The sequence below is a fragment of the Marinitoga sp. 1138 genome (assembly GCF_013363265.1).
In the GTDB taxonomy this organism is placed as follows: domain Bacteria; phylum Thermotogota; class Thermotogae; order Petrotogales; family Petrotogaceae; genus Marinitoga; species Marinitoga piezophila.
The window spans coordinates 40,152-66,438 of the sequence record NZ_LBFA01000020.1 but is presented as its reverse complement, the minus strand read 5'-3'; the positions used below and the strand labels follow the sequence as shown (position 1 = coordinate 66,438).

Genomic DNA, 26,287 nt, shown 5'->3' with positions numbered 1-26,287 from the left:
ATTAAATTATATCATATCATCTCAAAATAAATAAATAGTTTTTATATAACTCGCAATACGTTATTTTATCTTTAAAAATATATATGCTATAATAAATAAAAACTTTAATACAAGCATTGATTTTATTATTTATTAGTAGAGGTGATACGATGAATTTTTCTGAAATAGAAGAATATATTCCACAAAAAAGCGAATACATGCCTTCAAAACAAATATATCTGGCGCGTGCTGGAAGTATATATAAAAAAATTATTGATGATGAAAATCTAAATAAAATTGCTACCGAAATATATCTTAAAGGTCTTGAACTTGCAAGTCCACAATTGTGGCATAATCTATATGAAATAAATAAAGTTCCCAAAGAAATAATTCCTTCAAAGTTCGTTGGTTCAAAAAAATTATCTATATTTCTTTCAACATTAGGTGAGAGAATTGATAAAGAAATTGAAAGCTTAATGGAAAGAAATAAAGTTCTTGAAGGAACGTTACTTGACGCATGGGCTTCTGAAGCTCTTGAAAAATTAAATAATACATTTGACCAAAAATTACGAACTAAATATGGAAAAGGTACTATGCGTTTTTCACCTGGATATGGGGATATCGATATTAGAGTAAATAAAATTATAGTTGAAATGCTAAATTTAACAGATAAAATTATGGTTCGTGAAAGTGGTATAATGATTCCAGGAAAAACAACAACCTGTTTAATAGGCTGGTGATAAGATGAATAGAAAAGAATTTTCTGAATTGTTAAATCAAAGAGTTCTTTTTTTAGATGGTGCTTATGGCACAGAATTTTTCAAAATGGGTATTAGAGGTAGAATGCCTATTGAATTGTTGAATATAACAAATCCAGATGCAGTATACACATTACAAAAAGCTTATGTAAATGCTGGTGTTGATTTTTTATTAACAAATACTTTTAGTGCAAATAGATTAAAAATGCAATCATTAAAGGTTAAAGAGAATATTAAAGATATTAATTTTCATGCTGTAAAAATAGCGAAAGATGCTGCTAAAAATTCTAACGTAAAAATTCTTGGAGATATATCCTCAACAGGAATATTATTAACTCCCCTCGGCGAATTATCATTTGATGAAGCATATGAGGTATTTAAAGAGCAGGGAGAAATTCTCTTAAACGCAGGTATTGACGGTTTTATAATAGAAACAATGTCTGATTTAAAAGAATTAAAAGCTGCATTTTTAGCATTAAGGGATCTGGATAATAATATTCCTATAATTGCACATCTTACATTTGAAGAAAATGGACGAACAGTAACAGGAACAAGTGTTGAAATATTTGCCACATTATTTAATGATCTTGATGTAGACGTTATAGGAATGAATTGTACTTTAACTCCTGAAGAAATGATTAAGGTATTTCAAACACTTTCAAAATACTCAAAAAAGCCCATAAGCGTTGAACCAAATGCTGGAAAACCTAAACTTCAGCCAGACGGAAGTGTAATTTACAATACAACACCTGAAAAATTTTCTGTATATATGGAAGATTTTGTTCATCTTGGTGCAAATATTATTGGCGGTTGTTGTGGCACAGGCCCAGAACATATCAAACTTATGAGAGAATTTATTGGCAAGACAAGAGTTAGAAAAAGAGAGACTATAAAAAAACAGTTTCTCTCAAGTAGAACTATATTAAGAGAAACAGAACCATTTCTTATAATAGGCGAAAGGATAAATGCTTCAGGAAAGAAAAATTTCCAAAATGCTATAAGGGAATATAATTTTGATAGAATGGTAAATCTTGCAACAGCTCAGGAAAAAGAAGGGTCACATGTATTAGATATAAATCTTGGTATTGAAAAATTGCTTGATAAAAAACATTTTGAAAAAAGTATAATAATTCTTGATAAAATAGGTTCAATTCCTTTATCTCTGGACATACAACAACCCGAATTTATGGAAGTTGCTTTAAAGGAGTATGTTGGAAGACCTTTAATAAATTCTTCAACTGTTGAGAAAGAAAAATTGGATACAGCTATAAGATGGTTAAAAAGATATGGCGGAATGCTGATTTTGCTTACAATGAAAAATAAAATACCAGAAACTGCTCAGGAAAGATTTGAAATTGCTATGGAAGGTATTAAATACCTTGAAGAAAATGGTATTTCAAAAGATAGAATCTTTGTTGATCCATTGGTATTGCCAGTTGGAGCAAAAAAAGATCCTTTTGTTACTCTTGAAACTATAAAATTACTTTCAGAAAAAGGTATTAAAACATCTATAGGATTATCAAACTTAAGTTTTGGACTTCCAAGCAGAGAAGGCATTAATGCTTCGTTTTTATCCCTTGCAATACACAATGGTCTTAGTGGAGCAATACTTAACTCAAAAGAAAGCAGCACCATGAATATTGTTTTTGGTTCATTGATATTGCATGGAATGGAAGTTTCAAGAGATACATCTACCTCAACAGGAGATGAATTAGCTGACTTAATATTAAAGAAAAAATCCAGGGAATTAAAGGAAAAGATTAATTTGTTGCTTAAAGATTATACCCCTCTTCAGGTGAGTCAAAACATTCTTGCCAAAACAATGGAATATATCGGTGAATTATATTCAAAAGGAGAAATTTATTTGCCACAATTAATTTTAGCTGCTGAAACGGTAACTCCTATTTTTGAATATCTAAATAATATGCTTAAAAAAGAAGAAAGTTCATCAAAGGGTACAATTCTTGTAGCTACTGTTGAAGGTGATGTTCATGATATTGGTAAAAAGATAGTAGCTACAGTATTAAAAAGCTCAGGATATGAAGTAATAGATATAGGAAAGGATATTCCAGGAAAGATTATTTTAGAAAAGGTAAAAGAATTAAAGCCAGATCTTTTAGGACTTTCTGCAATGATGACAACAACAGTTGGAAAAATAAAGGAGGTTAAAGATTTATTACTGGAAAATGGTGTTGAAATACCTATAATTGCTGGTGGGGCTTCTATGAACAAAGAACTTGCTTCAAAGTTCGGTGTATTTTATGCCAAAAATGCAAATGAAGCTTTAAAATATGCAAAAAGGTTTATAAATAATAAAAAAATCAGAGAGCTTTAGATGCTCTCTGATTTTTTTATTTATTAGTTGATGTTGCATTTTTCGTTGCTTCATATTCTTTTTCTGTTTCTTCAATCATTTTGTCTATTCCAGGATATTTTGGATCAAGTTTTTTGATTTCTTCCAGGTATCCCAATTTTGTGAATGGATCTGGACTAAATGTATCTGTGAAATCTAATAATGTTTCAAGTGCTTCTAATCTTGTATCTGTCGATGCTTTAGAGAATGCAACTCTATTTAAATTGAAACTAATTTCTCTAAGCTGCTGACCAAAATACTGGAACATTGAATTTGCATCTATATACTGTAAGTATTGTTTATACATGTTAAATTTATTTTCTGAATATTTTAAAGCAACTTCTGGATTTTGTGGTTCTTCTTTATAATAGAAATCAACTGTTTTTGTTGAGCTTGGATATTCTGCAAATAATTCATCTAATACTTTTATCCTTTTTGCTTTTAAATTATCTAATTCTTTTTGTAGTTCTACTTTTCCATTTGCTATTTCTTCATCAGTATAATCTTTTAATTCTGCCTTTAATTCAAGAAAATCTTTTGCATCTTCATATTTAAATCTTTCTTTTAATAATTTTGTATATTCTTCACCTGATACATTTTTCATTTTAGCTGTTAATTCTTCTATTTTCTTTGTAATTTCATCATGGCTGAGTTTTATTATTTCCGGATCAACTGAATCTTTTAAGGTTAAGTATTTTGTAAATTTATCCAACCTTGTTTCGTATATATCTTTTAATAATCCAGTTGCATAAACGTATATAGCCATTTCATTAACTGATACGTTTATTGCCAATTCACCTTTATCATCAAATACATAATTTTCCATCTCTGAAATAAATTCTTTTATTTTATTTTCATCTTTATCCTGTGAAAGTTTTGTATATTCATCATATAATTTTAAATCTTCCTCGAGATATGATAAAGCCAATTTTTCGCTTTCTTTATAGTTTTTCAACCATTCTATAAATTTATCGTTTTTAAGTGTTTTTTCTATTTCAGAATATATTTCTGGATATTTATCCATTATATCTTCTGGTTTATTAAAGATTTTTTTATCCTGTACTCTTATAATATGATATCCATAATTTGTTTTTACAGGTCCTACTAAATCTCCTACTGTTGCGTTAAATGATGCATCTTCAAATTCTTTTACCATTGCTCCATGTTTAAACCATCCTAATTCTCCGCCACTTGTTGCATTTGATGTGTCTTTTGAATATTTTGCTGCTGCATCTTCAAATGTAATTTCTTTGTCTTCTATCATTTTCTTAATCTTTAATGCTGTAGCTTCATCACTAACAAGAATATGTTGAGCTTTTACTTCTTCGTATTTCTTTTTTAAATCGTCAAAATTATCTTTTAGATATTTTAACCCTTCATCTTTTGAAACTGCTGATACATGATCTTTTACTTTATCGATAATTAACTGGATTCTATACATATTTTTATAGTTTGATTTAATTAAATTTCTAAGATTATCTTCACTTTTATAATAATCTAAATATTTCTTCCATGTATCCTCATTTTCTTTTAATTTTGCAATTTGATCATCTATATATTTGTTAAACGCTTTTTCAAGTTCTTTATCTGATGGTGTTAATCCATTTTGATCAGCATAATATTCTATTACCTTTATATCGAATAATTGTTTTACAGCATTGTAATTTAATGCTAATTCATCAAATACAGGATCAATTTTTTGACCATATGCCGCATATTGTTGTCTCATCTGTGAAACTTCATCACTTACTTCATTATTCATAATCCAATAAGGATAATCAAGTTCAGTTCCATCTTTTGTTAACACTGCTACAGCATTATCTTTAGATGGTTTAGCATTTGCTGCTGCATTCTGTTTTGATGCCCCCATATATGCTGCAACAGACCACCATACTATACCTGCTGTAAATAATACAACGATTATTATAACTATAACCTTTTCCCATTTGACAAACCAATCTCTCATCTAATAACCCCCTCTGTTACTGCATTTTTAGTGTTGTTATTATAGCCTAAAAACCGGGGGCAAGCCCCGGTTTTTAAGTTTTATTATCTTAAGTACATATCTTTTGTAACTTCTTCAAGTTTTAATAATCTTTCCCATCTTGTATCTACATATTTTTGCATTTCTGCGATCATATCCTGATATTCAGGATGTTGTAATGCTTTTCTAAATCTTCCAATTGATCTGATATATTCTTCAATTGGTTTGAAGTTTCTTGGTTTTCTTGTAATTTTATATACTCCTCTATCAATTTCGTATAATGGCCAGTATTTTGTTTCTACTGCTAATTTTGTAATTTTTGGACCATCACTTTCAGGAATTCTCCAGAATCTTACACATGGTGCCAATACTGCAATAAATGCTGGACCTTCGTGTTTTAAACCTTTTTCAACTTTTGCCATAAAATCAAATGGATCTGAAGTTGAAGCTGTTGCAGCATATACGTTTTCATGAGCACCAATTATTTCAACAATGTTTTTCTTAAATTGTACTTTACCGTTTTTAACTTTACCAACAGGTTCTGTTGTTGCGTCTGCACCTGGAGGTGTTGATCCTGATCTCTGGTTACCTGTGTTCATATAACCTTCATTATCATAAAGGATGTATAAGAAATCATGTCCTCTTTCAATTGCACCTGATAATGATTGAAGACCTATATCGTATGTTCCACCGTCTCCACCAAATGCTATAAACTTTATTGGTTTATCTGTCTTTAATCTTCCTCTGTTTTTTAATGATCTATATGCAGCTTCTGCACCAGAAATTGTTGCTGCTACATTTTCAAATGCGTTATGGATGTATGGAATATTCCATGATGTAAATGGATATATTGTTGATGAAACTTCTAAACATCCTGTAGCTGCACCTACTACTGGTTCATATCCTAAAGCTTTTGCTGTCATTGTTGCCCATTTTGCTACCATTGGTGCGTTACATCCTGGACATAATCTATGTCCCTGTGTAAATGGCCAATCTTCTTTATCTACCAAATTAATTAATTGCTTTAAATTTACAGGCACTATTATTCACCTCCATTATTCTTTTAAACCGAGATATCTTTCTTCGTTTGGATCAAGGTCGCCTTTCATTGCGTCTTCAAATGGAATGTGTAACATGTGTGGTGTTACATCTCTTCCACCTAAACCATATACATATGAACCTATCATTGGTTTTTCTTTTGCTTCATATAATGCTGATTTTATCAATGAATATAATGGTGCTTCTTTACCAAATGACATAGCTCTATCAAGTACCATAACTGCTTTTCTACCGTCAAGAGCTTCTAAAATTTCTTTCTTTGGGAATGGTGTGAATACCCATGGTTTTACTAATCCAGCTTTTATTCCTTTTTCTCTTAATTCATCAACAACATATTTAGCTGTTGATGCAGCTGAGTTCATAACAACCATTACGTATTCAGCATCTTCCATTCTATATAAATCTAAGAAGTCATATTTTCTTCCTGAAATCTTTTCATATTCTGCAAATACTTCAGGTAATGCTTTGTAAGCATTTTTTAAACCTTCTTGTTGTTGTCTATGATGTTCGAAATAGTAATCAAATAAGTCTAATGGCCCATGTGTAATTGGGTTATCAATATCTAATAATGGATATTTTGGTTCCCAAATTCCAACAAAGTCTCTTACAACTTCGTCATCTAAAATTTCTACACCTTCAACACCATGTGATGTAATGAAACCATCAAGGTTAACCATTGCAGGTGTTAATACTTCTTCTCTTTCTGCTAATTTTGTAGCAATAATTGTCATATCATATGCTTCCTGTGAATTTTCTGAGAATAACTGAATCCATCCAGCATCTCTTACAGCGTAAGCATCTGAATGATCTCCGTGTATATTAATAGGACCTGATAAAGCCCTGTTAACTATTGGCATTACAATTGGTAATCTCATTGATGCTGCTATATATACAATTTCAAACATTAATGCTAAACCGTTTGCTGCTGTTGCTGTCATTGTTCTTGCACCTGCTGCAGCTGAACCAACAACAGCACTCATTGCTGAGTGTTCTGATTCAACAGGTACCATTACTGTATCAACAGCTCCATCTGCAACAAATTGTGCAAAATATTCAACTATTGGAGTCTGTGGTGTTATTGGATATGCAGCTACAACATCTGGATTTATCTGTCTCATTGCATGAGCAACTGCAGCTGCACCAGTAATTGCTAATGTTTTAGGCATCTATATTCAACCTCCTTATTTTAAAAATTCCGTTTCAGGCTTCATTGTAATTGCATTTACAGGACATACTTCTGCACATGTTCCACAACCTTTACAATATGTGTAGTTGAAGCCTATCATTTCTGTTTTTCCATCTTCTTTTACTTTTCCATCTATTGCCATGTCTGGACAGTATAACCAACATTGCATACAATTTATACATGCATCTTTATCTACAATTGGTCTCATTACTCTCCATGTACCTGTATTGTATTCTCTTGCTGTTGCTGGTTTATCTATTACACCAGCAATTGGCATTTCTTTCCAGCTATCGTATTTAGGCATCGCCTTTCACCTCCTGATAACCGCGGTCAACAGCTCTTAAGTTTGCTTGAACTACTTCTTCGGAGAATTTCTTTTCAAATGTTTTTCTAACCTTTTCCTTTACAACTTCCATTGGAACAACATTTGTCAATTTAACAAGAGCTCCAATCATAACTGTATTTGGAATACCTCTTTTTATTTCTTCTAATGCTATATCTGTTGCTGGAATTGTATATATTTTTCCCTTGAATCCTGTTTTTTCTCTTACTTCTTCTGGTGACATAACTGTGTTAACCAACATAATCTTATCTTCACCGAGACCAGCTGTAATATCTGGCAATCCTAACATAGTATCATCGAATACAACAACAACATCTGGATTTTCAATACCGCTTCTTATTCTAATTGGAACATCAGCAATTCTGTTAAATGCTTTCATTGGTGCTCCTGATCTTTCTGCACCGTATTCTGGGAATGCTGTTGAGTATTTTCCTGCTTCTACTGCAGCTTCTGTTAAAAACTGAGAAGCACTTTTTGCACCCTGACCAGCTCTTCCATGCCATCTGATTTCAAAGTATTTTTCTGGCACTTTATGCCCTCCTTTCAAAATTGATCACATTATTTTACTATAATCAATGTTCTCAAAAATCTTATCTACCCACATATAATATTTTAACTTATTTTTTTCAATTTTTCCACTGTCAAGCATTTCATTAAGTTCAAAAAAACGTTTCACGTGTGTTTTGATTCTGTTAACGGCATATTCTACTGTCGTCCCTGAACTTATAATAAACGCCCAATCACTTGATTGCGTAAGCATTAGCTCTGTTATCATTTGTTGCAAAACACGTTTTTCCTGCTCTGTAAATTTATTGTTAATTTTCTTTTTCAAAACTTCAACCATTTCATATATTGCCGGATATATCCAATCATTATTGCCATTTATCCACTCTTCAAAATATCCGTTTATTCCCCACGTTGATTTTGAAGGTGAAAGCATTTGAATTTCTTCTATATCATTTAAAATTTCCATTGGCGTTTTTGCATTTAAGTTTTCTACTGCATCAAGATTTTCAAAAACTTTTTGTAAAAAAATAATTCCTTCATACCACCAATGCCCAAAAAAATCTGTATTAAATGCATAAACCATTGTTGGTTCTATTTCTGGATATTCGTTAGATAGCTTTTTTAACTGTTTTTTCCTTTTTTCAACGAAATCTTTTGCATGTTCTTTTACAACGCTATATGCTTCATCTATATCATATAATCCTTTTTCGAATAATTCTTTTTCCTTTCCTGTTATTTTATGATATTTTATTCCTGTGTTGCATCTTACTCCACTTTTATCAATATAATCTTTTATATACTCATATTCCCTATCAAATCCTATATCTCTATAAAATTCTCTATATCTTGGATCCGATGTATATCCATATTCCGGATCAAAAATCTCAAAATTATTTTCTTTATCTCTTCCAAATACAAATAATCCTTCATGTGTCATTATTGGATTATATACATTATACAGTGGATAACTTTCACCGTGTATCAGAGCTTCTCTTTCAAGTATTGTATATTCTATTCCAAATTCCTTTAATATTGCATCAAGTCCTTCATAATAAGCTAATTCAGGAAGCCAGAAACCTTTTGGATAATATCCAAATGCTTTTTTAAATGTTTCAAGACCATATTTTACCTGCATTTTAACTATATCAGGATATTCCTGATATATTGGAAGAACCGCATGAGTTGCTGCTGTGGTAATTAATTCGAGATAACCTTTTTCTGCATATTCTTTAAATGCTTCAAGAATATTTTTCTCATATTCTCTTTCAAATATAACAAGAATTTCTTTAAACCTATTTAGATAATAGTCTGCCATTTTATGTTTTTGTATCTCTTCATCTTTTGTTTTTATATATTCATTTTCTGCAAGTTTTATAATCTTTTTTAAATAACGAACATACTTTTCCTGTAAATCAATGCTACTCAACATTTCAATTAATGTAGGCGAAAAACTCATTGTTAATTTAAATTCTATTCCTCTATGTTCAAGCTTTTTAAACATCTGAATTAATGGCACATATGTTTCTGTTATAGCCTCAAAAAGCCATCTCTCTTCCATAAACTCTTCATAATCCGGATGTCTTACATATGGAAGATGTGAATGTAAAACAAATAATATATTTCCTTTTTTCATTTCTTTATCCCCCTATTTAAAGAATACAAGTTCCAGATAAATGATCCTCCACCTGATATAGGGGGTTTATCTCCCAATTGAGAAAATATAATATTTCCATTAGAGACTCCGGAAATTTTTTCAATTATATTAAATTCTTTTTTATGCTTTATTTTTCTTTTTTTACCAGTTTTTAAATTATACATATATACTGATTCTGAAAAATTTGGCTTATCAGATGGCATCTTCACTCTATTACTTCTAATTATCGCTATAAATTCTTTTTCCTGTGTAAAATACCCTAATTCTGCAATGTATTCTTTGTTAGGAACTGGTAAATAAAAATAGTAGTTTGTATATTCTTTTAAATCATTTGGATATTCATATGTTCTATGAGGTACATCTATATCCATTTCTATTCCTGTTATATCATAAAATCTCATTATAAGTTTTGTACTTTCAGAAATTTTATTTAATTTTTCTATTATTTCATTTGAAAATTCCCAAAATGCATGAACCCAATTTGCATTTACACTTGTAATAACAAGAATATTTTTATTTAATTTCTTCCCGTATTTAAGTATAGAATTTTTATTAATTGACTTCGTTGTAAAACTGTTCATAACCGTTGGATCTGTAATTAATCCTTCTTCCTTCAATTGTAATAGCTTGTTTTTTATAACTTTTATAATATCTTTTTTTCTCATTGATCTTTTTAATTTAATGCCCATATTTTTGGCAATATTTCTTAACTCTTGAATGCTGGGCTCATCATTTTCAAGCAACATGGATAGTTTTTTGTCTATTATCATTTCTATGACCTCCGATAGAATTTTGTCATTTAAATTCTATCATATATTTTTTTTTAGCAAACAAGAGCATATTTAAAAATTTTTCTTATAACTATATTTAATTATTTGTAATAACCAGATTTTCAACATTATGAACAAATTCATTTCTTTACATTTTTGCAAAGAGTTATAACAGTAATTTTACCTTTTAGTATATTTAATACCTCTTCTATTGTAGCACCTGTCGTATAAACATCATCAATTAGTATATAATCTTTTTTTTCTAACTCACTGACCAATACGAATTTTCCTTTTATTTGCTTTTTTCTTTCTTCAATCGTATTAGCTTCTACCTGGGATTTATTATACCCTTTTTTTACTGAAATTGCATGATTTATTTTAAAGCCTGTATATTTAGAAAAATTCTTTGCAATTTCCTTTACAGGATTATATCCCCTTATTTTATAATGACGTTTTATTGACGGAATATATAATATTTCTGGTTCATTTGAAAAATCTATTTTAAAATATTTATATGTTTTTAATAGCATTTTTGAAAGAAAATCAGCATAATGTATTTTTTCACGAAATTTGAATTCCTGTACTATTCTTTTCATTGTTTCCTCATAAAACGAGGAATGGTATATAATTGTGTTATTTAATACTGTTATTGAAGGATCAAATAACTTTTCTTTGCATTCAATACAAAGAAATTCATAGAAAGGTATTTTTTTCCCGCAGGAAATACATTTATTTGGAAATATCTCATTCAAGAACACTTGGAACAACCTCTGGATTTAATTTTAAAAGTGTTGTTAATGCTGCTAATTTTAAAGCACCATTTTCATTTTCATCTTTTAAAATATTATATGGTGTTTCCCAGAAATTGTTTGCTTTTAATATTTTTAATATATTTATGGCATTTTTCCTTAAATTAACTGGATATGATTTATTTTCTGCGATTTTAGAAACTTCCATTAAAAATTGTTCTGCCTTTAATTTTCTTATTATTTGCAATGCATAACCTTTTCTCTTTACTGAAAGTGATTCTAAAAACTCTGGAATTTTATCAAGTAATGTATAATCAAGAAAATGTAAAAGATAACTTACCGCACCGCTCAAAAATTCATCTTCTACGGTATCCAATATTTCCCTTGCATAATCTACATAATTCATATCATCCTTATCTGCTGCAAGTTTAAATCCAAAATTCTTAATTTTAGGAATTTCTGATTTTATAAATTCGTCTATTACCCAATCTTCTACTATATCATTTCCGCATATTTTCTTACCTTTATTAACCAATTCATATAATAAATCTATATCTTTTTCTTCTTCAATATTCTTTGTAAAGAAATTCTTCGATATTTCACACGGCAATGCAGACATATATTTTATTATCAATAATTTTATCTCTTTTGATGCATTTAAATACGCCTCACCTAATGCATTATATACAGTAACAGAGTCATTCGCTTCAAAAAATCGTTTTAACAATAACTTTTTTAATGTCATGGATATTTCTTCTGATAATAGGCTATCGTTTATTGAATCGCTATAATCCAACAATACTTTTATTTGCGCATTAGGTTCATCTTTAAAATAAGGTTTTATTTTTTCTATATCTTCTGGATAGAACTCTATAAATGAATTAACCAATTGAAATCTAACCTTGAAATCCGGATCTTTTGAAAGAGGATATATTTTTTCAAAGTTCTCACATCCAAGAGCTAAATATAATTTTACACTTTCTTTTCTTATTACCGGAGAAATATCTGTAAACAATTCTTCTAATAAGTCGCATCTTAATTTCCCCATTTTTTCCAGATATTTTAACGCAGAAAGACGTACATTTGCATTATGGTCTTTTAACATTTCCTCTATATGAGTTACTTCAACCTTTTGTTTAGAAAGTTCCTGTATTGATTTTGCTTTAACTGTGGAAACCTTTGATTCAAGCAATTCAAGATATGTTCTCATGTTTTCAATTCTTATTTTTTCCTGTAATAATTTGTATGCCTCAATTATTGGATTTGCCATTTTACCACTCCTCAGAATATATATTTAATTCATAATTATCAAATCTAAATTTCATTATTTTGTTTTGATAGTTTAAATCTGACATATTTACACTTCTATATAAATAATCTCTAGTTTTTTGACCGGCTTCATTGATATACACCACACTTAAATCATTTCCATATTTTTCTATTATTACTGGTTTATCTTCATTATTTAAAAATATCATTTGTTTAGTAAGACTGTATTCTTTAAATTCTATTGTTTCAGGTTTTATATCGTATTTTAATAATTTAAACAATGATAAAATTGAATTTTCTGCATTAAGTCTTTTAAAATCTTTATATAAAATCTCTTTATACATAACAATTGTCCTTGCACTAATTGCAAGGACAATTGCTGATATTATTGATAGTATCATCAAAGATATTACACTTTCAAGAAGAATATATCCTTTTTTCATTGTATTGGCTCCGAAAAATATATTGAAAAATCCTTTCTTCCATTTAAAAATCTAAATTCAAGTTTTAAATCATCTATGAAATCTTCTGGTGGTGGAACTATATAAGTTATCTTAAAAAACATATAATCGCTTAAATTAGTGGAATATGTTTCCTGTGAAAGCGGATAACCAAACCCTGCTTTTAAACTTATATTTTCCATATTTAATTTCAATCCTGAATATAAAAGATAAATACTTCTATTTTCTGTTGCATCTTTTGTAATTCTATCATTAAACCATGCAACACCAAAATTTATATTACTGGTATCGCTTATTTTAAGAATAGAAGTACTTACATCTATTAATGTTATAAAAGATAATTCCGGCTCATTTACATATGAAATATCTGTTAAAAATTCAAAGTTATTTTCGTCTAATCCCAGACGCAATCCCATATTCCAATTATCTTTCCCTGTTAATATAGACATACCTATATCAAAATTAATAGCACTTGCTATAAATGCAATGATTAAAAAAGTAAATAGTAAAGTTTTTTTCACTATTTCACCTCTGGTTTTAAGTCAGAAAGTCTATCTTTGTTTTTTAATCTTACATGTCCTTTCTCAATTTCTTTAAAAGCTATGGTAACAAGGTTATTGTCAGAAGTCTCTACAAGTGGTTTTGATGTCGCATCAAAACCTTCATCTTTTAATATCTGTACTCTTTTTGCAACCATAATTGGCACAACATATTTGAACCCAACTTTTTCCATTATTTTATCATAGTTAAAATCCATTGACATACTCATTCCTCCTCAAATTTAAAGAATGAATAATTACCAAGATGTTCGGTAACCCTTTCAGTCTTTATTTGTTCAGCTATAAATATTGAAATTAATTGGTTGATTGATTCGTTTAAATCCTCATTTACTATTAGATAATCAAATTCATTTATTTTAGATAATTCCCATTTTGCATCTTCAAGACGTCTTTTAAGATCTTCCATCTTTTCTGTTCCTCGATTTAAAAGACGCTTTTTTAATTCAGAATATGATGGTGGTGCAATAAATATAAGAACTGTTTCTTTTCTCATTTGTTTTACCACATTTAATGCACCCTGAACATCAATATCCAGGACTATACTGAAACCTTCATTGATTTTTTCTTTTATAAAACTTTTTGATGTTCCATATTTATGACCATGCACTTCGGCATATTCAAGAAATTCGTTATTTTTTACCATTTCATCAAATGTTTTTTCATCTACAAAGAAATAATCCTTTCCATTTACTTCGCCAGGACGAGGTTTTCTTGTTGTATATGAAATGGAAAAAGTAAATCCCTTAAGTCTTTTCATTGCTTCTTTTATAATTGAAGATTTACCTACTCCACTTGGCCCACTAACGACATAAAGTATTCCTTTTGTCATTTAGAATAAACCTCTCTCCTGATTTTTTCAAGAGCACTTTCAACATCATAAAAATTCTGCATAAATCTTCCACTAATTGTTTCAGGTTGTATAGCACTTAATATGATATGGTTACTATCAGTAATTACAATAGCTCTTGTTTTTCTTCCATATGTTGCGTCAATTAATTTTCCTTCTTCTTTTGCAATATCCTTTAATCTTTTTAATGGTGAAGATTCTGGGTTAACAATAGCGATAACTCTATCACCAATTACAACATTACCAAAACCAATATTAATTAATCCGTACATACACACACCTCCGAATATTTTGTTTTATATCAATGTATATTTTGAACCTGCTCTTTTATCTTATTTACATATAGCCTTCCATCAAGCGAAAAAGCTGTAATTTCTTTTAATTTTGATTTAGAAGCTATTGTATTAAATTCTCTATGCATTTCCTGGGCAAGAAAATCAAGATTCTGGCCTATTGATTCTTTTTCAGAATTTACAACTTCCTTAAATTTCTTGGTATGCATTTTTAATCTATCGATTTCTTCTGTAATATCTCCTCTTTCAAGAATTAAGGCTATTTCATATTCCAATCTTTCTTTATTGTATTCAATATTTAAATCCAGGTCTTTTAATGATTCTTTTAATTTATTTTTATAATATTCCTTCATTTCTCCACTTTTTTCTTCTATTAATGTAGTTAATTTTTCTATTTCTTCTACATATTCAAGAATAACCCCTTTAATCTTTTCACCTTCAGACTCCTGAACACTTATAACCTTATCTATAGCAATATTAACAGCCTCTTCAAGACCTTCCCATATTACCAATAATTCTTCTTCATCAATTGAATACCTCATTATTTCTTTAAATTTTACCAGTAAATCAAGAGATGGACTATCACTAAGGTGGAGATATTGTGCAAGTTCATTTAATGCATCGTAGTAAGATTTTGCTAATGGTTTATCTATTTTTATAATACTTTTGGGTTGAAGAAGTCTAATATCAATATATACACTTAATGATCCTCTTTTAAAATTCTTTTTTAGAAGATCATTTACTTTTAATTCCAGTGAAGAATATATCCAGGGGAGATTTGTTTTAATATTTAGATGCTTTCCATTTAAAGATTTTATTTCAACAGTATAACTATAATTACCTATATTTTTCTCTATTCTTCCATAACCTGTCATACTTCTCATATTTTCACCTCTTAATATCATTATACAACAAAAAAATAAAAAAACAAAATTTTCAAGAAAATTTAATCTTAAATGAACTTCCTTTACCCAGAATGCTGTTAACCTCTATTTTTAATCCTAATTTTTCACTTAATTTCTTTGCTATTGATAATCCAAGCCCAAATCCTTTACCTGTTCTTGATTTTTCAGATTTATAAAATCTCTCAAAAATCCTATTAATCTCATCTTCAGGAATTCCAGGCCCTTCATCTATAATTTCAATTGTAGAATTATACATTTTTATATATACATTGTTTTTATTATTTTGCTTTGTGTATTTTATAGCATTTTCAAGAATAACTTTTATTATAATTCCAAGGTAATTACTATTTGTCTTTACATATAAATCCTTTAATTCATAATGTATATTTATATCCTCGTTTTTATATATATTTATAATCTTTTCTACTACATCCTTTACATTTAATTCTTCAAAAACTATATCTTCTTCATTTTTAGTAAGCAATAATAAATTTTCAACCATATCTTTTAAATACTCTGCAGAGTTTTTTATATTTTCAAGTGATTCCTCAAAAATTTGTTTATCCTCTTTTCCCCAACGTTCTATTAATTTTATATATCCAATAATAGATGTAAGCGGCGTTCTTAATTCATGAGATACATCAGATACAAACTGTTTCTGCAACTTATAACCTTCATCTATTTTTTCAAGCATTAAATTAATATTCTGAGTCAACTTGTCAAATTCATAATAATTTTGCTCTGGCATTCGTTTATTTAAATTTTCAACATTAATCTCCGCTATTTCTTCAGAAATAATCAATAACGGTTTAAGAGAACGTTTAGCAAAGTAATACGATACTAATAGCGATATTAAAATACTCAAAAAACTTAAATTAAGCGCCATAGAATTAAATGTTTTCAATAATGCTGTATATTCAAGGGATGGCCCACCTATAATCAAATCTGAATTATCAAAAATTTTTGTTTTTATAAAAATATAATAGATATCATCTTTTTCATATACAGCATATTTTTCTTTCATATTAAATAATTTTTCATCTACTATTCCATATGGGTCATTTACAATAATGCCATCCAGGATAACAACCTTATTAGCCAACAAGCTTGCTTTCAATCTTTCAGCATCCTTTAAAAGCGAAGGTCTTGACATCATTCTTCCCATAAAGTGTTGAGGCGTGTCTGAAAAACGTTCAACCTGCTGTTTTAAATAAATGGCATAAGTTTTCACAGATGATTTTTCAACAAAATATCGAAGAGAAAATATGATAGCAAGTAAAACCACTATCATAATTCCTGTATATATAAATGTAAGGCTCCAGACCACACTTTTTTTATTATCAATCCTCTTTAAATACGTAACCAACACCTCGTACTGTCTTTATTTTTTTTCCTTCTTTTCCAAGCTTTTTTCTTAAATAATTAATATATACCTCTACCAGATTTATATTTTCAAGATCATCATATCCCCATATTTCTTCAAGTAATTTTTCTTTTGATATTACCACATTTTTATTCTGCATAAAATACTTTAATAGATTGAATTCAGTAAGTGTTAAGTTTACAACTTTTTCATTAACCTTCACTTCCATTTTTTCAAGATCCATTTCTATATTCCCAACCTTCATACTTTCATGTTTTCCCAGCCTTCTTAATAATGCTTCTATTCGTGCAACCAGCTCTTCTATTTCAAAAGGCTTTACCATGTAATCATCTGCACCTGTTTTTAATCCTTCAATTTTCGAAGGCAGATCGCTTTTTGCAGTTAGCATAATTATTCCAACATTATGATCATAATTTCTAATTGAGTCAGCAACTTCAATACCATCTATTTCAGGAAGCATTAAATCAAGTATAATAACATCGGGCTTGAATTCCTCGTACTTTTCAAGCCCCTCTTTTCCTGTAAAAGCAACTTCTACAATATATCCTTCATGTTTCAATTCAAGTTCTAACAACCTTGAAATACTTTTATCGTCTTCAACTACAAGAATTTTATACATTAATTACACCTCAATACGTAAAACCAACAAAAATATCCTTTAATGTTGTTGATATAATCACATTTCCATTGAGCCCTTCTACAAAAAATCTAATTCCATATTTTGTGGAATATTCCAGATCAGAAGTAATAGGTTGTTCAATAAACATTGAAGCTTCTCTTTTTCCAAAGGTATAAATCACAGAAAATTCTGTTTTATATTCCAATGTATTAATTGAAGTTGCAAAATCAAATGTACCATTTAAATCAAAAAGATTGTATTTTATAAAAGGTACAAAAAAACCTGAAGCAAATCCATATTTTATTTCAGATGGACTTTTAAAAGACAAAATTCCTTCCATTCTTCCATCCAAATCCCTTAATGTTGGAAACACAACAGACATGTTAAAAACAGTTTTTGCTGAAAATGCCACGTTAAATATTAATACTGTCATAGCCAAAAATAAAAATACTTTTTTCATAATCTTTACCCCTCCTGTGATATAATTTGTATTGTTGATTAATAAAATTATAAGCAAAATTCTTTACGAATTAATTAAAAATGAGTATATTAATAAATAATAGAAAAATGAGGTGAAAGTATGGAATTTAGAGGAACAACTATTGTAGGAGTAAAAAAAGACGGAAAAACAGTAATTGCTGGAGACGGACAAATAACTCTTGGAAATACTATATTTAAAGGAACTGCAAGAAAAGTTAGAAGATTGGGTGAAGGAAAGGTTGTTGCCGGGTTTGCAGGTTCTGTTGCAGATGCATTAGCTTTATTTGAACGTTTTGAAGCAAAATACAGAGCAAACGCTGGAAATCTTTTAAAAGCTGCCGTTGAATTATCAAAAGATTGGAGAACTGATAAAATTCTAAGAAAATTAGAAGCTATGTTACTCGTTGCTGATAAAAACTATCTTTTATTAATTTCTGGAAATGGTGAAGTAATTGAACCAGAAGAAAACGTTATGGCTATAGGTTCAGGAGGACCATATGCACTTGCAGCAGCTAAAGCTTTACTTAAAAATTCCGATCTCGATGCAGAAAAAATCGCTACAGAAGCATTAAAAATTGCCGGTGAAATATGTATTTACACCAATCAAAACATCACTGTGGAGGTTGTGGAATGAAAGAAAAAGTCTGGGTTATAGATAATGAAGTCCTAAACGATATTGAATTTGATAACAGTTTTGCAGTAGTTGAACAAACCATTCTTGAAAAAATCTTTAAAAATGCATACTTTATAGATAGAGATATAGCTGAAAATGATGAATCGAAAAAACAAATTATTCCATATGTTGTTTTAAAAAATGAAAATAATGAAATACTTGTTGTAAAAAGAACAAAAAAACAAACAGAAAAAAGATTGCATAATTTATATAGTGTGGGAATTGGCGGTCATATAAATCCCGTTGATGAATCTGAAAACCCTGAACAAACATTTTATAACGGCCTTAATAGGGAATTAGATGAAGAAACAGATATTGAAAAGATCAAATCATTAAAATACGTGGGATTAATACTTGATGATACCACATCAGTTTCAAGAGTTCACCTTGGAATATTGTTCATTGCATATATAACAAAAGCTGAAATAAAAGAAAAAGAAAATTTTGAAGAAACCTGGATATCAGAAAAGGAATTAAAGAATTTTGATGGAAATTTTGAAGGTTGGTCTGAAATAGCATTAAAAGCTTTAGAGGTGATCTAATGCTATTTAAAGCATATGCCAAGGTTAATCTCTATCTTGATGTTGTTAATAAACGATCAGATGGATATCATGATATACTCACATTATTCCAGACAATTCCAATATATGATGAAATTGAAATAGAATTTTCAGAAAAAGAAGAATTTCACTCAGAACCAGAATTGAATTTTCCCTGGGAAAAGAATATTATAAAAAAAGCTATTGATACATTTAAAAAATTAACGGGATATAAATTTAATCTCAAAATTCAATTGCAAAAAAAACTTCCTCAAGGTGGCGGAATTGGTGGTGGAAGTGCTGATGCTGCAGCTGTATTAAAATTTTTAAAAGAACATTATAATATTTCTGATAAAGACATTATTGAAATCGGTACGAAAATTGGTGGTGATGTTCCATTTTTAATATTTGGTGGAACAGCAATTGCTGAAGGTATCGGGGATAAACTTACATTTCTTAATCCATTAAACCTTAATTTTGAATTTAATTTTCCAGGAATACATGTTTCAACACCGGAAATGTATGGTGAAATAGACAATAACTGGAATGAATTACAAAGATATGGAGATCCATACAAGCTTTATGAAGCATTAAAAGAAAAAAATTTTATGTTAGCCAGAGAAAATGCGTTTAATATCTTTGAACAGGTTGTATTTAAAAAATATCCTGAACTAAAAAAAATAAAATATGATATGTCAAAAAAATCTGTATTTTCTTTAATGAGCGGCTCTGGAAGCACTATATTCGCAATAAATAAGGCGCAACCTTAAAGGTAGCGCCTTATTTATTCCATTCTTTCCTCAATATCCCCATTATTACTTCATCGTGATATTTTCCTTCTCTAAAAATTTGTTCTCTTAGTATTCCTTCAACTTTAAATCCAACTTTTTCATATGATTTTATCGCTCTTTGATTAAAACTAAAAACATGCAACTTCACTTTATTTATATTCATTTCTTTAAAAACAAAATCAACAAGCAACTTCATAGCTTCTGTTCCGTATCCCTTATTAAAAAAAGGTTTCCCTATAAAAATTCCGACAGTAGCTACAGAATTTTTCCAATCTATTTCATTTACCCCACAACCACCTATATATTCTCCGGTTTTCTTTAATTCAATAGCAAAATCATACTTTCCTCCACCAAAAGGATTGAGTTTTTCATACCACTTTTCTTCATCTTCCATTCTAAAAGGATAAGGAATCCCCGGCATTAAATTCTTTCTAACTTCTTCATCATTAATATATTCAAGAACCTTTTCTAAATCATTTTTTGAATAAGCTCTTAATTTCACTAATTCCCCTTCTAACATAATTCCACCCCCATATTTCGTTAAGCTAATTATATCAAAAATTCTTTTTTCTGTCAATAATATAGATTTACTGAAATTAAATCATCTTTTATATTAAAGTTATTTTAAAAGTAGAAAAATAATATTCTCTCAGACGACAAGAATTTCTGATCTTTGTTCTATAAAAAACACTCCTAAAAAGGTTCATTCAGGCGGTGAAATTTCTTATTCCTCACTCCAATATTGCTTGCCGCCGCCGCTCAGACATCGCCTCCTGCGCTGCTTCGCTAAAAATCACATCCGTGTGATTTTTACGGCTCACGCAATATCTCCGTTCGGGAAATTTCAAGCCTTCATTCACCTTTTTACTCGTGTTTTTTATGTTTTACTTATATAATAAAATATAATAAGAAATAAGAAAATAGAAATAATAATATGAGCGAAAACTTGAAAATTCCGAAGAGAAACAACTATGATTGAGAAAAATAAAAACGAACGAAAACTCGCAGGTTGCCCGAGAAAATCACGAATGGAGGCTGTCAAAAAAACAGGATGTTTTTTTGAGCGCAGCTTCTGCAGGGATGCAGAATCTAAGCGACAGCCGGGAATGAGTGATTTTCGAGGATTAGCAACCAAGTTGTTTGAGGGAGTTTTTATTTTTCTCAATCAACATCAAAAGGACGAACATGGATGTGAGTCTGCAACAACCGGTGGGAACAAGAATTTTTGAGGATTAGTATCGAACACCAAGAGTAAATCTTTTTATAAAGTTTCCTAATAAATATATTTTTACTTTAATTTCAGTAAATCTATATTTACAATAAAAAATTATAATATTAAAAAAAGAAACTACATTAATATGATATAATAAATCAGAAATTTTTCAAGGAGTGGTTATATGATTTTTGATACTATTGCTGCAATTTCTTCGCCTCCAGGAACTGGAGCAATTTCAGTAATAAGACTATCTGGTGATAAAGTTATTAAAGTTATTAAAGAACTATTTAATATGGAAAATCCAAAACCCAAATATATGTATTATAGTTTTCTAAAACAAAATAATGAATTAATTGATGAAGTAACGTGGGTATATCATAAGGGACCAAAAAGCTACACAGGCGAAGATATGCTCGAAATATTTGGACATGGTGGTATTCTCCTTACAAAAAAAATATTAAATATAATCTTATCTTTAGGTGTAAGAGAAGCCTTGCCTGGCGAATTCTCTAAACGTGCTGTAATGAACAAAAAAATGGATCTTATAAAAGCTGAAGCTATAAATGAAATGATACACGCTAACTCAGAATATTCCTTAAAAGCTGCAGCAAGTCAAATAGACGGAAAGCTTTCAAAAGATATAAAAGAATTAAAAAGCGTCTTATACAATATTGCGGCAAGAATTGAAGTTGAAATGGATTATCCTGATGATTTTGAAGTTGACAACTTTGAATTTTTGGATTCCCTTAATTCTGTAAAAGAAAAACTCAATTATCTATATGAAAATGCTGATAACGGAATTGCAGCAGTTGAAGGAATTAAAATGGCTATTGTTGGAAAACCAAATGCTGGAAAATCCACACTTTTAAATGCACTTTTAAGAAAAGATAGAGCTATAGTGACTGATATTCCTGGAACAACCAGAGATACTATAGAAGAAAATTTAAACATTCGAGGTATATATATAAAAGTAATTGATACAGCAGGAATTAGAGAAACAGGAGATATTGTAGAAAAAATAGGCGTAGAACGTTCGTTAAAAGCTATTGAGGAATCAAAAATGATATTATTTGTTCTTGATAATTCCACTGGAATTGAAGATTATGATCTTGAAATCTTTGAAAAAATAAAAAACTATACAGACAAAAAAATTGTAATTGTAATAAATAAATCAGATATAAAAAATACCGATAAAATTGATATCCCATGGAAGGAATATAAAATAGTGAAAATTTCCGCTGCAAATGGTGAAATCCAGGAATTAGAAAATCTTATTTATAACGAATTAAAAGATGTGGTAATTACAAAAGAGTATACCCTCACTAACGAAAGACAAAAAAACGCTGTTAAAAAAGCTATCGATTCTATTGAAAATGCTCTAAATGGTATTCATTTAGGTCTTACCAATGATGCTATAATGTTTGATGTAAGAAAATCTATCGAATCTTTAAATGAATTAACAGGCGAAGATTATACAGAAACACTTCTTGATAATATTTTTGGAAATTTCTGCGTAGGAAAATAGGAGGTACGAAAATGAATTATAGTATTTTAGCAATATTATTTGGATTAACCCCATTATTGCAGTATTTTATAAAAGGTTGGGCTTTTTTCGGTGTTTCATTAATACTTTTTATAATATTCTATAGAATATTAAAACTTCAAGGAAAACAGGTATTTTCCTTTTTGGCAGGAACAATTATAGCAGCAGAAGCTATTGCATTGTTATTTGGATTTACTAACTTATTTATACTTGCTTATTTAATAACAGTAGCTATTATATTTCTTGTTGCAGCAAATGATGAGAAAAAAATTGATATTTTAAAAGAATATTTATCAGAAAGCGGTGAAAATGAAAAAGATTGGAATTTCTATCATTTATTTTTTGGTCGTGGTGAAGTTTCTTCAATAGAAGAAATTGGAAAGTTATTAGGAAGCATTTTAGGTATAAAAGATGGAAAAATCGCTTTTTCTGTTCAAATGCCAAATGGCGATTATTATAAACGCATTATAAATAAATCAGATATAAAAAGTTATAATCTATATGACATAAAAAGCAATCAAGAATTATACTACGTAAAAATACGTGATTTATTTATGCCGAACAGAAGGCTCAGAACCCTTCATAAACCGCACCTTGAAACATTCTGTTTAACTATCGAAACAACAGATGGTGAGATAGTTTCCTTTTATGAAGAACCTGATGTGTTACAAAAAATTGTAAAACAGCTCGATGAGCTATAAACTTGTAAAAAACTTGAAATAATTTTTAACTTGACAGAATTTGATTTTTGTGGTATTATAATTCTCGGACGTCGAATGAAGACGGTAAGTGGCGGAGCGTAGCGCAGATGGTAGCGCGCCGGTCTTGGGAACCGGAGGTCGCTGGTTCGATCCCAGTCGCTCCGACCAGAAGGTGGCGGTTTTTCTGTGCGGCTGTAGTTCAATTGGTAGAACACTGGCCTTCCAAGCCAGGGGTTGCGAGTTCGAGTCTCGTCGGCCGCTCCAGCGCCCATAGCTCAATAGGATAGAGCATTGGATTTCTAATCCAAGGGTTGGGGGTTCGAGTCCCTCTGGGCGCGCCACCTTTTTTTATTTAGTGATGGTGGCATTAGTTCAGTGGTAGAACGCCTGACTGTGGATCAGGATGTCGTGGGTTCAAATCCCACATGCCACCCCAACAACAAAAAAGACCCATTATGCGGGTCTTTTTTTGTTACATTGTTTATATTAAATTATGTTTTAATCTAAAAAAATAAGCACCGATAATACCGGTGCTTATTTTTTTATTCAACATTTAATGTATAAATAGGACTTATTATAGTTTTATCTTCATTAATAAATGCCAAATAAATCTCACCTAAATCTAAATTTATGTTTTTAACATATTGATAATTTTCTACCTCATATATTTTTATTGTATCTGTGGAATTATTGTTTTCAATATATCCAATTAAATCATCTTCATTATTTGAAATTATAACTTTAAATGTTTTTTGTAATTCCTCAAAATCTGATCTGTTATATACTTCAAAAATCAGATTGTATGCATTATCATTTTTTTCAATTAATATTTTATCCGGCACAAACATTAAATTTTTTCTTGACAAAATTATTTTATAATCATCTGAAAATTCTAATATCATATAATTTCTGTATAAAGTTATTTTAGCTGATTTTTGATTTCCACTTTCATCTTTAAAAGTTATAACATTATCTGATAGTTCTATATTATAATTTTTATTTTGTTCCATAGAAGTTTCATTATAAAAATATAAAAATGCTACTTTAGAATCTATATCAATATTAATTTTATAAAAAAACGTATCAAATGGATTTTTTTCATTCTTATTATAACTTAAATTTATCCAATCACCATTAATTGCTTTAGGCGTAAAATCTATAAAACCTTTATTTTCTACATAATCATGAGGAATATTCATAAATTTTATAGGTTTATATATAGTAATTACATTATTTCCTATAGTTTCATATAAAACTTTAGCCGAAAAATTAGAAACCCATATATTTTCATTATCAATATCAATATCTTGATCCAAATATTGAGAATTTTCAATATAATACTTATTTGAAAATTTATGATAATACAAATTTGTTTGAACTTCCTCAAATTTTTCATCATATTCTTTATGTGTTAAATATTCAAAATATGGCTTTTTTGTATTATCCATTACTAAATTAACTAATTTTTCTTTTACCGGTACCAACCTTTCCTCACTAAGCAAGCTCCAGTCCCATTCTAAATTTTTTATTTTTCCATCAGAATATGCATTTATAACATAACTTGGTACAGGAATACCAAAATTTTCAAAGGTTAAAAATTGCATATTATTAAAATAAAATATCTTTTCTTTTCCATCTTTCGTTTTGAGCTTTATTTGATAATCACCATTAAATGGAAATTCATCAATCAAAGGATTATTAAGCGGAATAAAAACAGCTACATGATAAGCGTTATCATAATATGCTGATTCTATCTGAATATCCTTGATTTTAAACGGTTGCCCTTGAAAGGTTGTTTCAAGATATTCTCCATTAACCAATACTGATAAAAAAGCATTTCCTTCTAAGAATTCTTTGTTCTTTACATTTTCAAAAATTATTTCTATACCTTTTTCTATTGTTTTTATATTTTCATTATCTATTGAATAACTATAAAATACTTTAAACTCCCAATTATCATATTCTTTATCTTCTTCTGAATCTAAAATTCCATTATGATTAATATCTAAATTCATAAACTTTTTCAAAGTTACATCAAAATCTCCAAAACTTTCTAAAACATCATCATCAATTTTTAAAACTTTGCTAAATTGCGACATATTTAATTTCCCAGACTTAAATTTCTTTTTCTCAAATATTAATTTCCCTAAATCAATAATTTTATCTGCTTCATCAAATATTGGAAATGTATTCAATTTTTCGACACCAACAATACCAATAGTTTCAATCCAACCTTCTTCATTCTTTTTAGCTACACCAATAATGTAAATATCACCTTTTTTAAGTTTTAAATCCGCTTTTTCAATTTCAGATAACTTATAAATATTATAATTATTATTTTTCACACTGACAACTATAATATAATAATTTTGTTCATCAATAGCTTTAGTATTTGTTTCATTAATCAATGAACCGGAAAAATCCATCTTCACGAGAACTTCGTCATCTGCAATTTCAACATCATTTTCATTATTTTCTTCATTTGTAGTCAAAGTATTATCATTTTGAGACGTTTTTCTAACATCTATACACGAACTCAATAATGAGGATAATAATAAAATAATGATAAAAATAATATATAATTTTTTCATTCTTCTTCCTCCCTATATTATTTTTATAATTTTAACTAAAAAGTAAAGTTATTCTAGATATATTAATTTTTAT

27 protein-coding genes and 4 tRNA genes are annotated in these 26,287 nt (G+C 29.1%); 11 read left to right on the top strand and 20 right to left on the bottom strand.

Going from position 1 to position 26,287, the window contains the following annotated elements; genetic code table 11:
* The first annotated feature begins 149 nt into the window (after positions 1 to 149).
* Together XO11_RS07635 and XO11_RS07630 are read left to right on the top strand one after the other, a co-directional pair.
* Positions 150 to 719 carry a methionine synthase gene (locus XO11_RS07635; protein ID WP_175418452.1) on the top strand — a complete coding sequence of 190 codons (570 nt, stop codon included), beginning with the start codon at positions 150 to 152 and terminating at the stop codon, positions 717 to 719.
* Positions 720 to 723: 4 nt separating this feature from the next.
* The gene (locus tag XO11_RS07630; protein ID WP_175418451.1) at positions 724 to 3,072 is read left to right on the top strand and encodes a homocysteine S-methyltransferase family protein; all 2,349 of its coding nucleotides are present in this window, start codon (positions 724 to 726) and stop codon (positions 3,070 to 3,072) included.
* Positions 3,073 to 3,088: 16 nt separating this feature from the next.
* Here XO11_RS07630 and XO11_RS07625 read toward each other — a convergent pair whose 3' ends face one another.
* The 18 genes from XO11_RS07625 to XO11_RS07540 all read right to left on the bottom strand — a co-directional run bounded on the left by XO11_RS07625 (position 3,089) and on the right by XO11_RS07540 (position 18,140).
* The gene (locus tag XO11_RS07625) at positions 3,089 to 5,056 is read right to left on the bottom strand and encodes a peptidylprolyl isomerase (RefSeq protein WP_014297029.1); all 1,968 of its coding nucleotides are present in this window, start codon (positions 5,054 to 5,056) and stop codon (positions 3,089 to 3,091) included.
* 83 nt (positions 5,057 to 5,139) lie between these two features.
* Positions 5,140 to 6,114, bottom strand: coding sequence for a thiamine pyrophosphate-dependent enzyme (locus XO11_RS07620; RefSeq protein ID WP_014297028.1), 975 nt, complete (start codon positions 6,112 to 6,114; stop codon positions 5,140 to 5,142).
* 15 nt (positions 6,115 to 6,129) lie between these two features.
* Entirely contained in the window at positions 6,130 to 7,299 is a 1,170-nt protein-coding gene (porA, locus tag XO11_RS07615) for a 2-ketoisovalerate ferredoxin oxidoreductase subunit alpha (RefSeq protein WP_014297027.1), read from the bottom strand.
* 15 nt (positions 7,300 to 7,314) lie between these two features.
* The gene (locus tag XO11_RS07610) at positions 7,315 to 7,623 is read right to left on the bottom strand and encodes a 4Fe-4S binding protein (RefSeq protein WP_014297026.1); all 309 of its coding nucleotides are present in this window, start codon (positions 7,621 to 7,623) and stop codon (positions 7,315 to 7,317) included.
* Positions 7,616 to 8,191 carry a 2-oxoacid:acceptor oxidoreductase family protein gene (locus XO11_RS07605; protein WP_014297025.1) on the bottom strand — a complete coding sequence of 192 codons (576 nt, stop codon included), beginning with the start codon at positions 8,189 to 8,191 and terminating at the stop codon, positions 7,616 to 7,618. Before XO11_RS07605 ends, XO11_RS07610 begins: the two co-directional genes overlap by 8 nt.
* A gap of 24 nt (positions 8,192 to 8,215) precedes the next feature.
* On the bottom strand, positions 8,216 to 9,802 hold the full coding sequence (locus tag XO11_RS07600; RefSeq protein WP_014297024.1) for a glycoside hydrolase family 57 protein: 1,587 nt from the start codon (positions 9,800 to 9,802) through the stop codon (positions 8,216 to 8,218).
* The gene (locus XO11_RS07595; RefSeq protein ID WP_175418450.1) at positions 9,799 to 10,593 is read right to left on the bottom strand and encodes a DUF4912 domain-containing protein; all 795 of its coding nucleotides are present in this window, start codon (positions 10,591 to 10,593) and stop codon (positions 9,799 to 9,801) included. Before XO11_RS07595 ends, XO11_RS07600 begins: the two co-directional genes overlap by 4 nt.
* Before the next feature lie 140 nt (positions 10,594 to 10,733).
* A complete protein-coding gene (locus tag XO11_RS07590; RefSeq protein ID WP_148265163.1) occupies positions 10,734 to 11,189 on the bottom strand; it encodes a ComF family protein in 456 nt (151 codons plus the stop codon).
* 148 nt (positions 11,190 to 11,337) lie between these two features.
* Positions 11,338 to 12,612: a HEAT repeat domain-containing protein gene (locus XO11_RS07585; protein WP_014297021.1), complete on the bottom strand. Its 1,275-nt coding sequence runs from the start codon at positions 12,610 to 12,612 to the stop codon at positions 11,338 to 11,340.
* A 1-nt stretch (position 12,613) separates the two neighbouring features.
* Positions 12,614 to 13,054 carry a type II secretion system protein gene (locus tag XO11_RS07580; protein ID WP_014297020.1) on the bottom strand — a complete coding sequence of 147 codons (441 nt, stop codon included), beginning with the start codon at positions 13,052 to 13,054 and terminating at the stop codon, positions 12,614 to 12,616.
* Positions 13,051 to 13,593 carry a hypothetical protein gene (locus XO11_RS07575; protein ID WP_014297019.1) on the bottom strand — a complete coding sequence of 181 codons (543 nt, stop codon included), beginning with the start codon at positions 13,591 to 13,593 and terminating at the stop codon, positions 13,051 to 13,053. The genes XO11_RS07580 and XO11_RS07575 overlap by 4 nt, the downstream gene beginning before the upstream one ends.
* On the bottom strand, positions 13,593 to 13,835 hold the full coding sequence (locus tag XO11_RS07570; RefSeq protein ID WP_014297018.1) for a DNA-directed RNA polymerase subunit omega: 243 nt from the start codon (positions 13,833 to 13,835) through the stop codon (positions 13,593 to 13,595). Before XO11_RS07570 ends, XO11_RS07575 begins: the two co-directional genes overlap by 1 nt.
* A gap of 2 nt (positions 13,836 to 13,837) precedes the next feature.
* Positions 13,838 to 14,461 carry a guanylate kinase gene (gene gmk / locus XO11_RS07565; protein ID WP_014297017.1) on the bottom strand — a complete coding sequence of 208 codons (624 nt, stop codon included), beginning with the start codon at positions 14,459 to 14,461 and terminating at the stop codon, positions 13,838 to 13,840.
* Positions 14,458 to 14,751: a DUF370 domain-containing protein gene (locus tag XO11_RS07560; protein WP_014297016.1), complete on the bottom strand. Its 294-nt coding sequence runs from the start codon at positions 14,749 to 14,751 to the stop codon at positions 14,458 to 14,460. Before XO11_RS07560 ends, gmk begins: the two co-directional genes overlap by 4 nt.
* Before the next feature lie 29 nt (positions 14,752 to 14,780).
* Positions 14,781 to 15,656 carry a YicC/YloC family endoribonuclease gene (locus tag XO11_RS07555; protein ID WP_014297015.1) on the bottom strand — a complete coding sequence of 292 codons (876 nt, stop codon included), beginning with the start codon at positions 15,654 to 15,656 and terminating at the stop codon, positions 14,781 to 14,783.
* 52 nt (positions 15,657 to 15,708) lie between these two features.
* Positions 15,709 to 17,043: a cell wall metabolism sensor histidine kinase WalK gene (locus XO11_RS07550; RefSeq protein ID WP_175418449.1), complete on the bottom strand. Its 1,335-nt coding sequence runs from the start codon at positions 17,041 to 17,043 to the stop codon at positions 15,709 to 15,711.
* Positions 17,018 to 17,680 carry a response regulator transcription factor gene (locus tag XO11_RS07545; protein WP_014297013.1) on the bottom strand — a complete coding sequence of 221 codons (663 nt, stop codon included), beginning with the start codon at positions 17,678 to 17,680 and terminating at the stop codon, positions 17,018 to 17,020. Before XO11_RS07545 ends, XO11_RS07550 begins: the two co-directional genes overlap by 26 nt.
* Before the next feature lie 10 nt (positions 17,681 to 17,690).
* Positions 17,691 to 18,140 (bottom strand): hypothetical protein, encoded by a 450-nt coding sequence (locus tag XO11_RS07540; protein ID WP_075780668.1) that lies wholly within the window; start codon positions 18,138 to 18,140, stop codon positions 17,691 to 17,693.
* Positions 18,141 to 18,260: 120 nt separating this feature from the next.
* On the opposite strand from XO11_RS07540, the gene hslV reads away from it, so the two are divergent.
* The 3 genes from hslV to ispE are packed head-to-tail and all read left to right on the top strand — an operon-like array spanning position 18,261 to position 20,142.
* Positions 18,261 to 18,794, top strand: coding sequence for an ATP-dependent protease subunit HslV (gene hslV, locus XO11_RS07535; RefSeq protein ID WP_014297011.1), 534 nt, complete (start codon positions 18,261 to 18,263; stop codon positions 18,792 to 18,794).
* Positions 18,791 to 19,375, top strand: a complete 585-nt coding sequence (locus XO11_RS07530; RefSeq protein ID WP_175418448.1) for an NUDIX domain-containing protein — start codon at positions 18,791 to 18,793, stop codon at positions 19,373 to 19,375. Before hslV ends, XO11_RS07530 begins: the two co-directional genes overlap by 4 nt.
* The gene (ispE, locus tag XO11_RS07525; RefSeq protein ID WP_014297009.1) at positions 19,375 to 20,142 is read left to right on the top strand and encodes a 4-(cytidine 5'-diphospho)-2-C-methyl-D-erythritol kinase; all 768 of its coding nucleotides are present in this window, start codon (positions 19,375 to 19,377) and stop codon (positions 20,140 to 20,142) included. Before XO11_RS07530 ends, ispE begins: the two co-directional genes overlap by 1 nt.
* A gap of 10 nt (positions 20,143 to 20,152) precedes the next feature.
* Here the strand turns inward: ispE and XO11_RS07520 are convergent, their stop codons facing one another.
* A complete protein-coding gene (locus XO11_RS07520) occupies positions 20,153 to 20,683 on the bottom strand; it encodes a GNAT family N-acetyltransferase (protein WP_175418447.1) in 531 nt (176 codons plus the stop codon).
* Positions 20,684 to 21,560: 877 nt separating this feature from the next.
* Here XO11_RS07520 and mnmE point away from each other — a divergent pair.
* From mnmE to XO11_RS07490, 6 genes are all read left to right on the top strand, one after another.
* Entirely contained in the window at positions 21,561 to 22,904 is a 1,344-nt protein-coding gene (mnmE, locus tag XO11_RS07515; protein WP_014297007.1) for a tRNA uridine-5-carboxymethylaminomethyl(34) synthesis GTPase MnmE, read from the top strand.
* 11 nt (positions 22,905 to 22,915) lie between these two features.
* The gene (locus XO11_RS07510) at positions 22,916 to 23,623 is read left to right on the top strand and encodes a hypothetical protein (protein ID WP_175418446.1); all 708 of its coding nucleotides are present in this window, start codon (positions 22,916 to 22,918) and stop codon (positions 23,621 to 23,623) included.
* A gap of 92 nt (positions 23,624 to 23,715) precedes the next feature.
* A tRNA-Pro gene (locus XO11_RS07505) sits at positions 23,716 to 23,791 on the top strand.
* A gap of 20 nt (positions 23,792 to 23,811) precedes the next feature.
* A tRNA-Gly gene (locus XO11_RS07500) sits at positions 23,812 to 23,887 on the top strand.
* A tRNA-Arg gene (locus tag XO11_RS07495) sits at positions 23,888 to 23,964 on the top strand.
* A 20-nt stretch (positions 23,965 to 23,984) separates the two neighbouring features.
* A tRNA-His gene (locus XO11_RS07490) sits at positions 23,985 to 24,059 on the top strand.
* Positions 24,060 to 24,165: 106 nt separating this feature from the next.
* On the opposite strand, the gene XO11_RS07485 is transcribed toward XO11_RS07490, so the two are convergent.
* On the bottom strand, positions 24,166 to 26,214 hold the full coding sequence (locus XO11_RS07485; protein ID WP_175418445.1) for a hypothetical protein: 2,049 nt from the start codon (positions 26,212 to 26,214) through the stop codon (positions 24,166 to 24,168).
* Positions 26,215 to 26,287: the final 73 nt, after the last annotated feature.

Bases quoted from the DNA above. Each gene is read 5' to 3' on its own strand.
- XO11_RS07635 (WP_175418452.1), top strand. From the start codon at position 150: ATGAATTTTTCTGAAATAGAAGAATATATTCCACAAAAAAGCGAATAC.
- XO11_RS07630 (WP_175418451.1), top strand. From the start codon at position 724: ATGAATAGAAAAGAATTTTCTGAATTGTTAAATCAAAGAGTTCTTTTT.
- XO11_RS07625 (WP_014297029.1), bottom strand. From the start codon at position 5,056: ATGAGAGATTGGTTTGTCAAATGGGAAAAGGTTATAGTTATAATAATC.
- porA (WP_014297027.1), bottom strand. From the start codon at position 7,299: ATGCCTAAAACATTAGCAATTACTGGTGCAGCTGCAGTTGCTCATGCA.
- XO11_RS07610 (WP_014297026.1), bottom strand. From the start codon at position 7,623: ATGCCTAAATACGATAGCTGGAAAGAAATGCCAATTGCTGGTGTAATA.
- XO11_RS07600 (WP_014297024.1), bottom strand. From the start codon at position 9,802: ATGAAAAAAGGAAATATATTATTTGTTTTACATTCACATCTTCCATAT.
- XO11_RS07595 (WP_175418450.1), bottom strand. From the start codon at position 10,593: ATGATAATAGACAAAAAACTATCCATGTTGCTTGAAAATGATGAGCCC.
- XO11_RS07590 (WP_148265163.1), bottom strand. From the start codon at position 11,189: ATGAAAAGAATAGTACAGGAATTCAAATTTCGTGAAAAAATACATTAT.
- XO11_RS07585 (WP_014297021.1), bottom strand. From the start codon at position 12,612: ATGGCAAATCCAATAATTGAGGCATACAAATTATTACAGGAAAAAATA.
- XO11_RS07580 (WP_014297020.1), bottom strand. From the start codon at position 13,054: ATGAAAAAAGGATATATTCTTCTTGAAAGTGTAATATCTTTGATGATA.
- XO11_RS07570 (WP_014297018.1), bottom strand. From the start codon at position 13,835: ATGTCAATGGATTTTAACTATGATAAAATAATGGAAAAAGTTGGGTTC.
- gmk (WP_014297017.1), bottom strand. From the start codon at position 14,461: ATGACAAAAGGAATACTTTATGTCGTTAGTGGGCCAAGTGGAGTAGGT.
- XO11_RS07560 (WP_014297016.1), bottom strand. From the start codon at position 14,751: ATGTACGGATTAATTAATATTGGTTTTGGTAATGTTGTAATTGGTGAT.
- XO11_RS07555 (WP_014297015.1), bottom strand. From the start codon at position 15,656: ATGAGAAGTATGACAGGTTATGGAAGAATAGAGAAAAATATAGGTAAT.
- XO11_RS07545 (WP_014297013.1), bottom strand. From the start codon at position 17,680: ATGTATAAAATTCTTGTAGTTGAAGACGATAAAAGTATTTCAAGGTTG.
- XO11_RS07540 (WP_075780668.1), bottom strand. From the start codon at position 18,140: ATGAAAAAAGTATTTTTATTTTTGGCTATGACAGTATTAATATTTAAC.
- hslV (WP_014297011.1), top strand. From the start codon at position 18,261: ATGGAATTTAGAGGAACAACTATTGTAGGAGTAAAAAAAGACGGAAAA.
- XO11_RS07530 (WP_175418448.1), top strand. From the start codon at position 18,791: ATGAAAGAAAAAGTCTGGGTTATAGATAATGAAGTCCTAAACGATATT.
- ispE (WP_014297009.1), top strand. From the start codon at position 19,375: ATGCTATTTAAAGCATATGCCAAGGTTAATCTCTATCTTGATGTTGTT.
- XO11_RS07520 (WP_175418447.1), bottom strand. From the start codon at position 20,683: ATGTTAGAAGGGGAATTAGTGAAATTAAGAGCTTATTCAAAAAATGAT.
- mnmE (WP_014297007.1), top strand. From the start codon at position 21,561: ATGATTTTTGATACTATTGCTGCAATTTCTTCGCCTCCAGGAACTGGA.
- XO11_RS07510 (WP_175418446.1), top strand. From the start codon at position 22,916: ATGAATTATAGTATTTTAGCAATATTATTTGGATTAACCCCATTATTG.
- XO11_RS07485 (WP_175418445.1), bottom strand. From the start codon at position 26,214: ATGAAAAAATTATATATTATTTTTATCATTATTTTATTATTATCCTCA.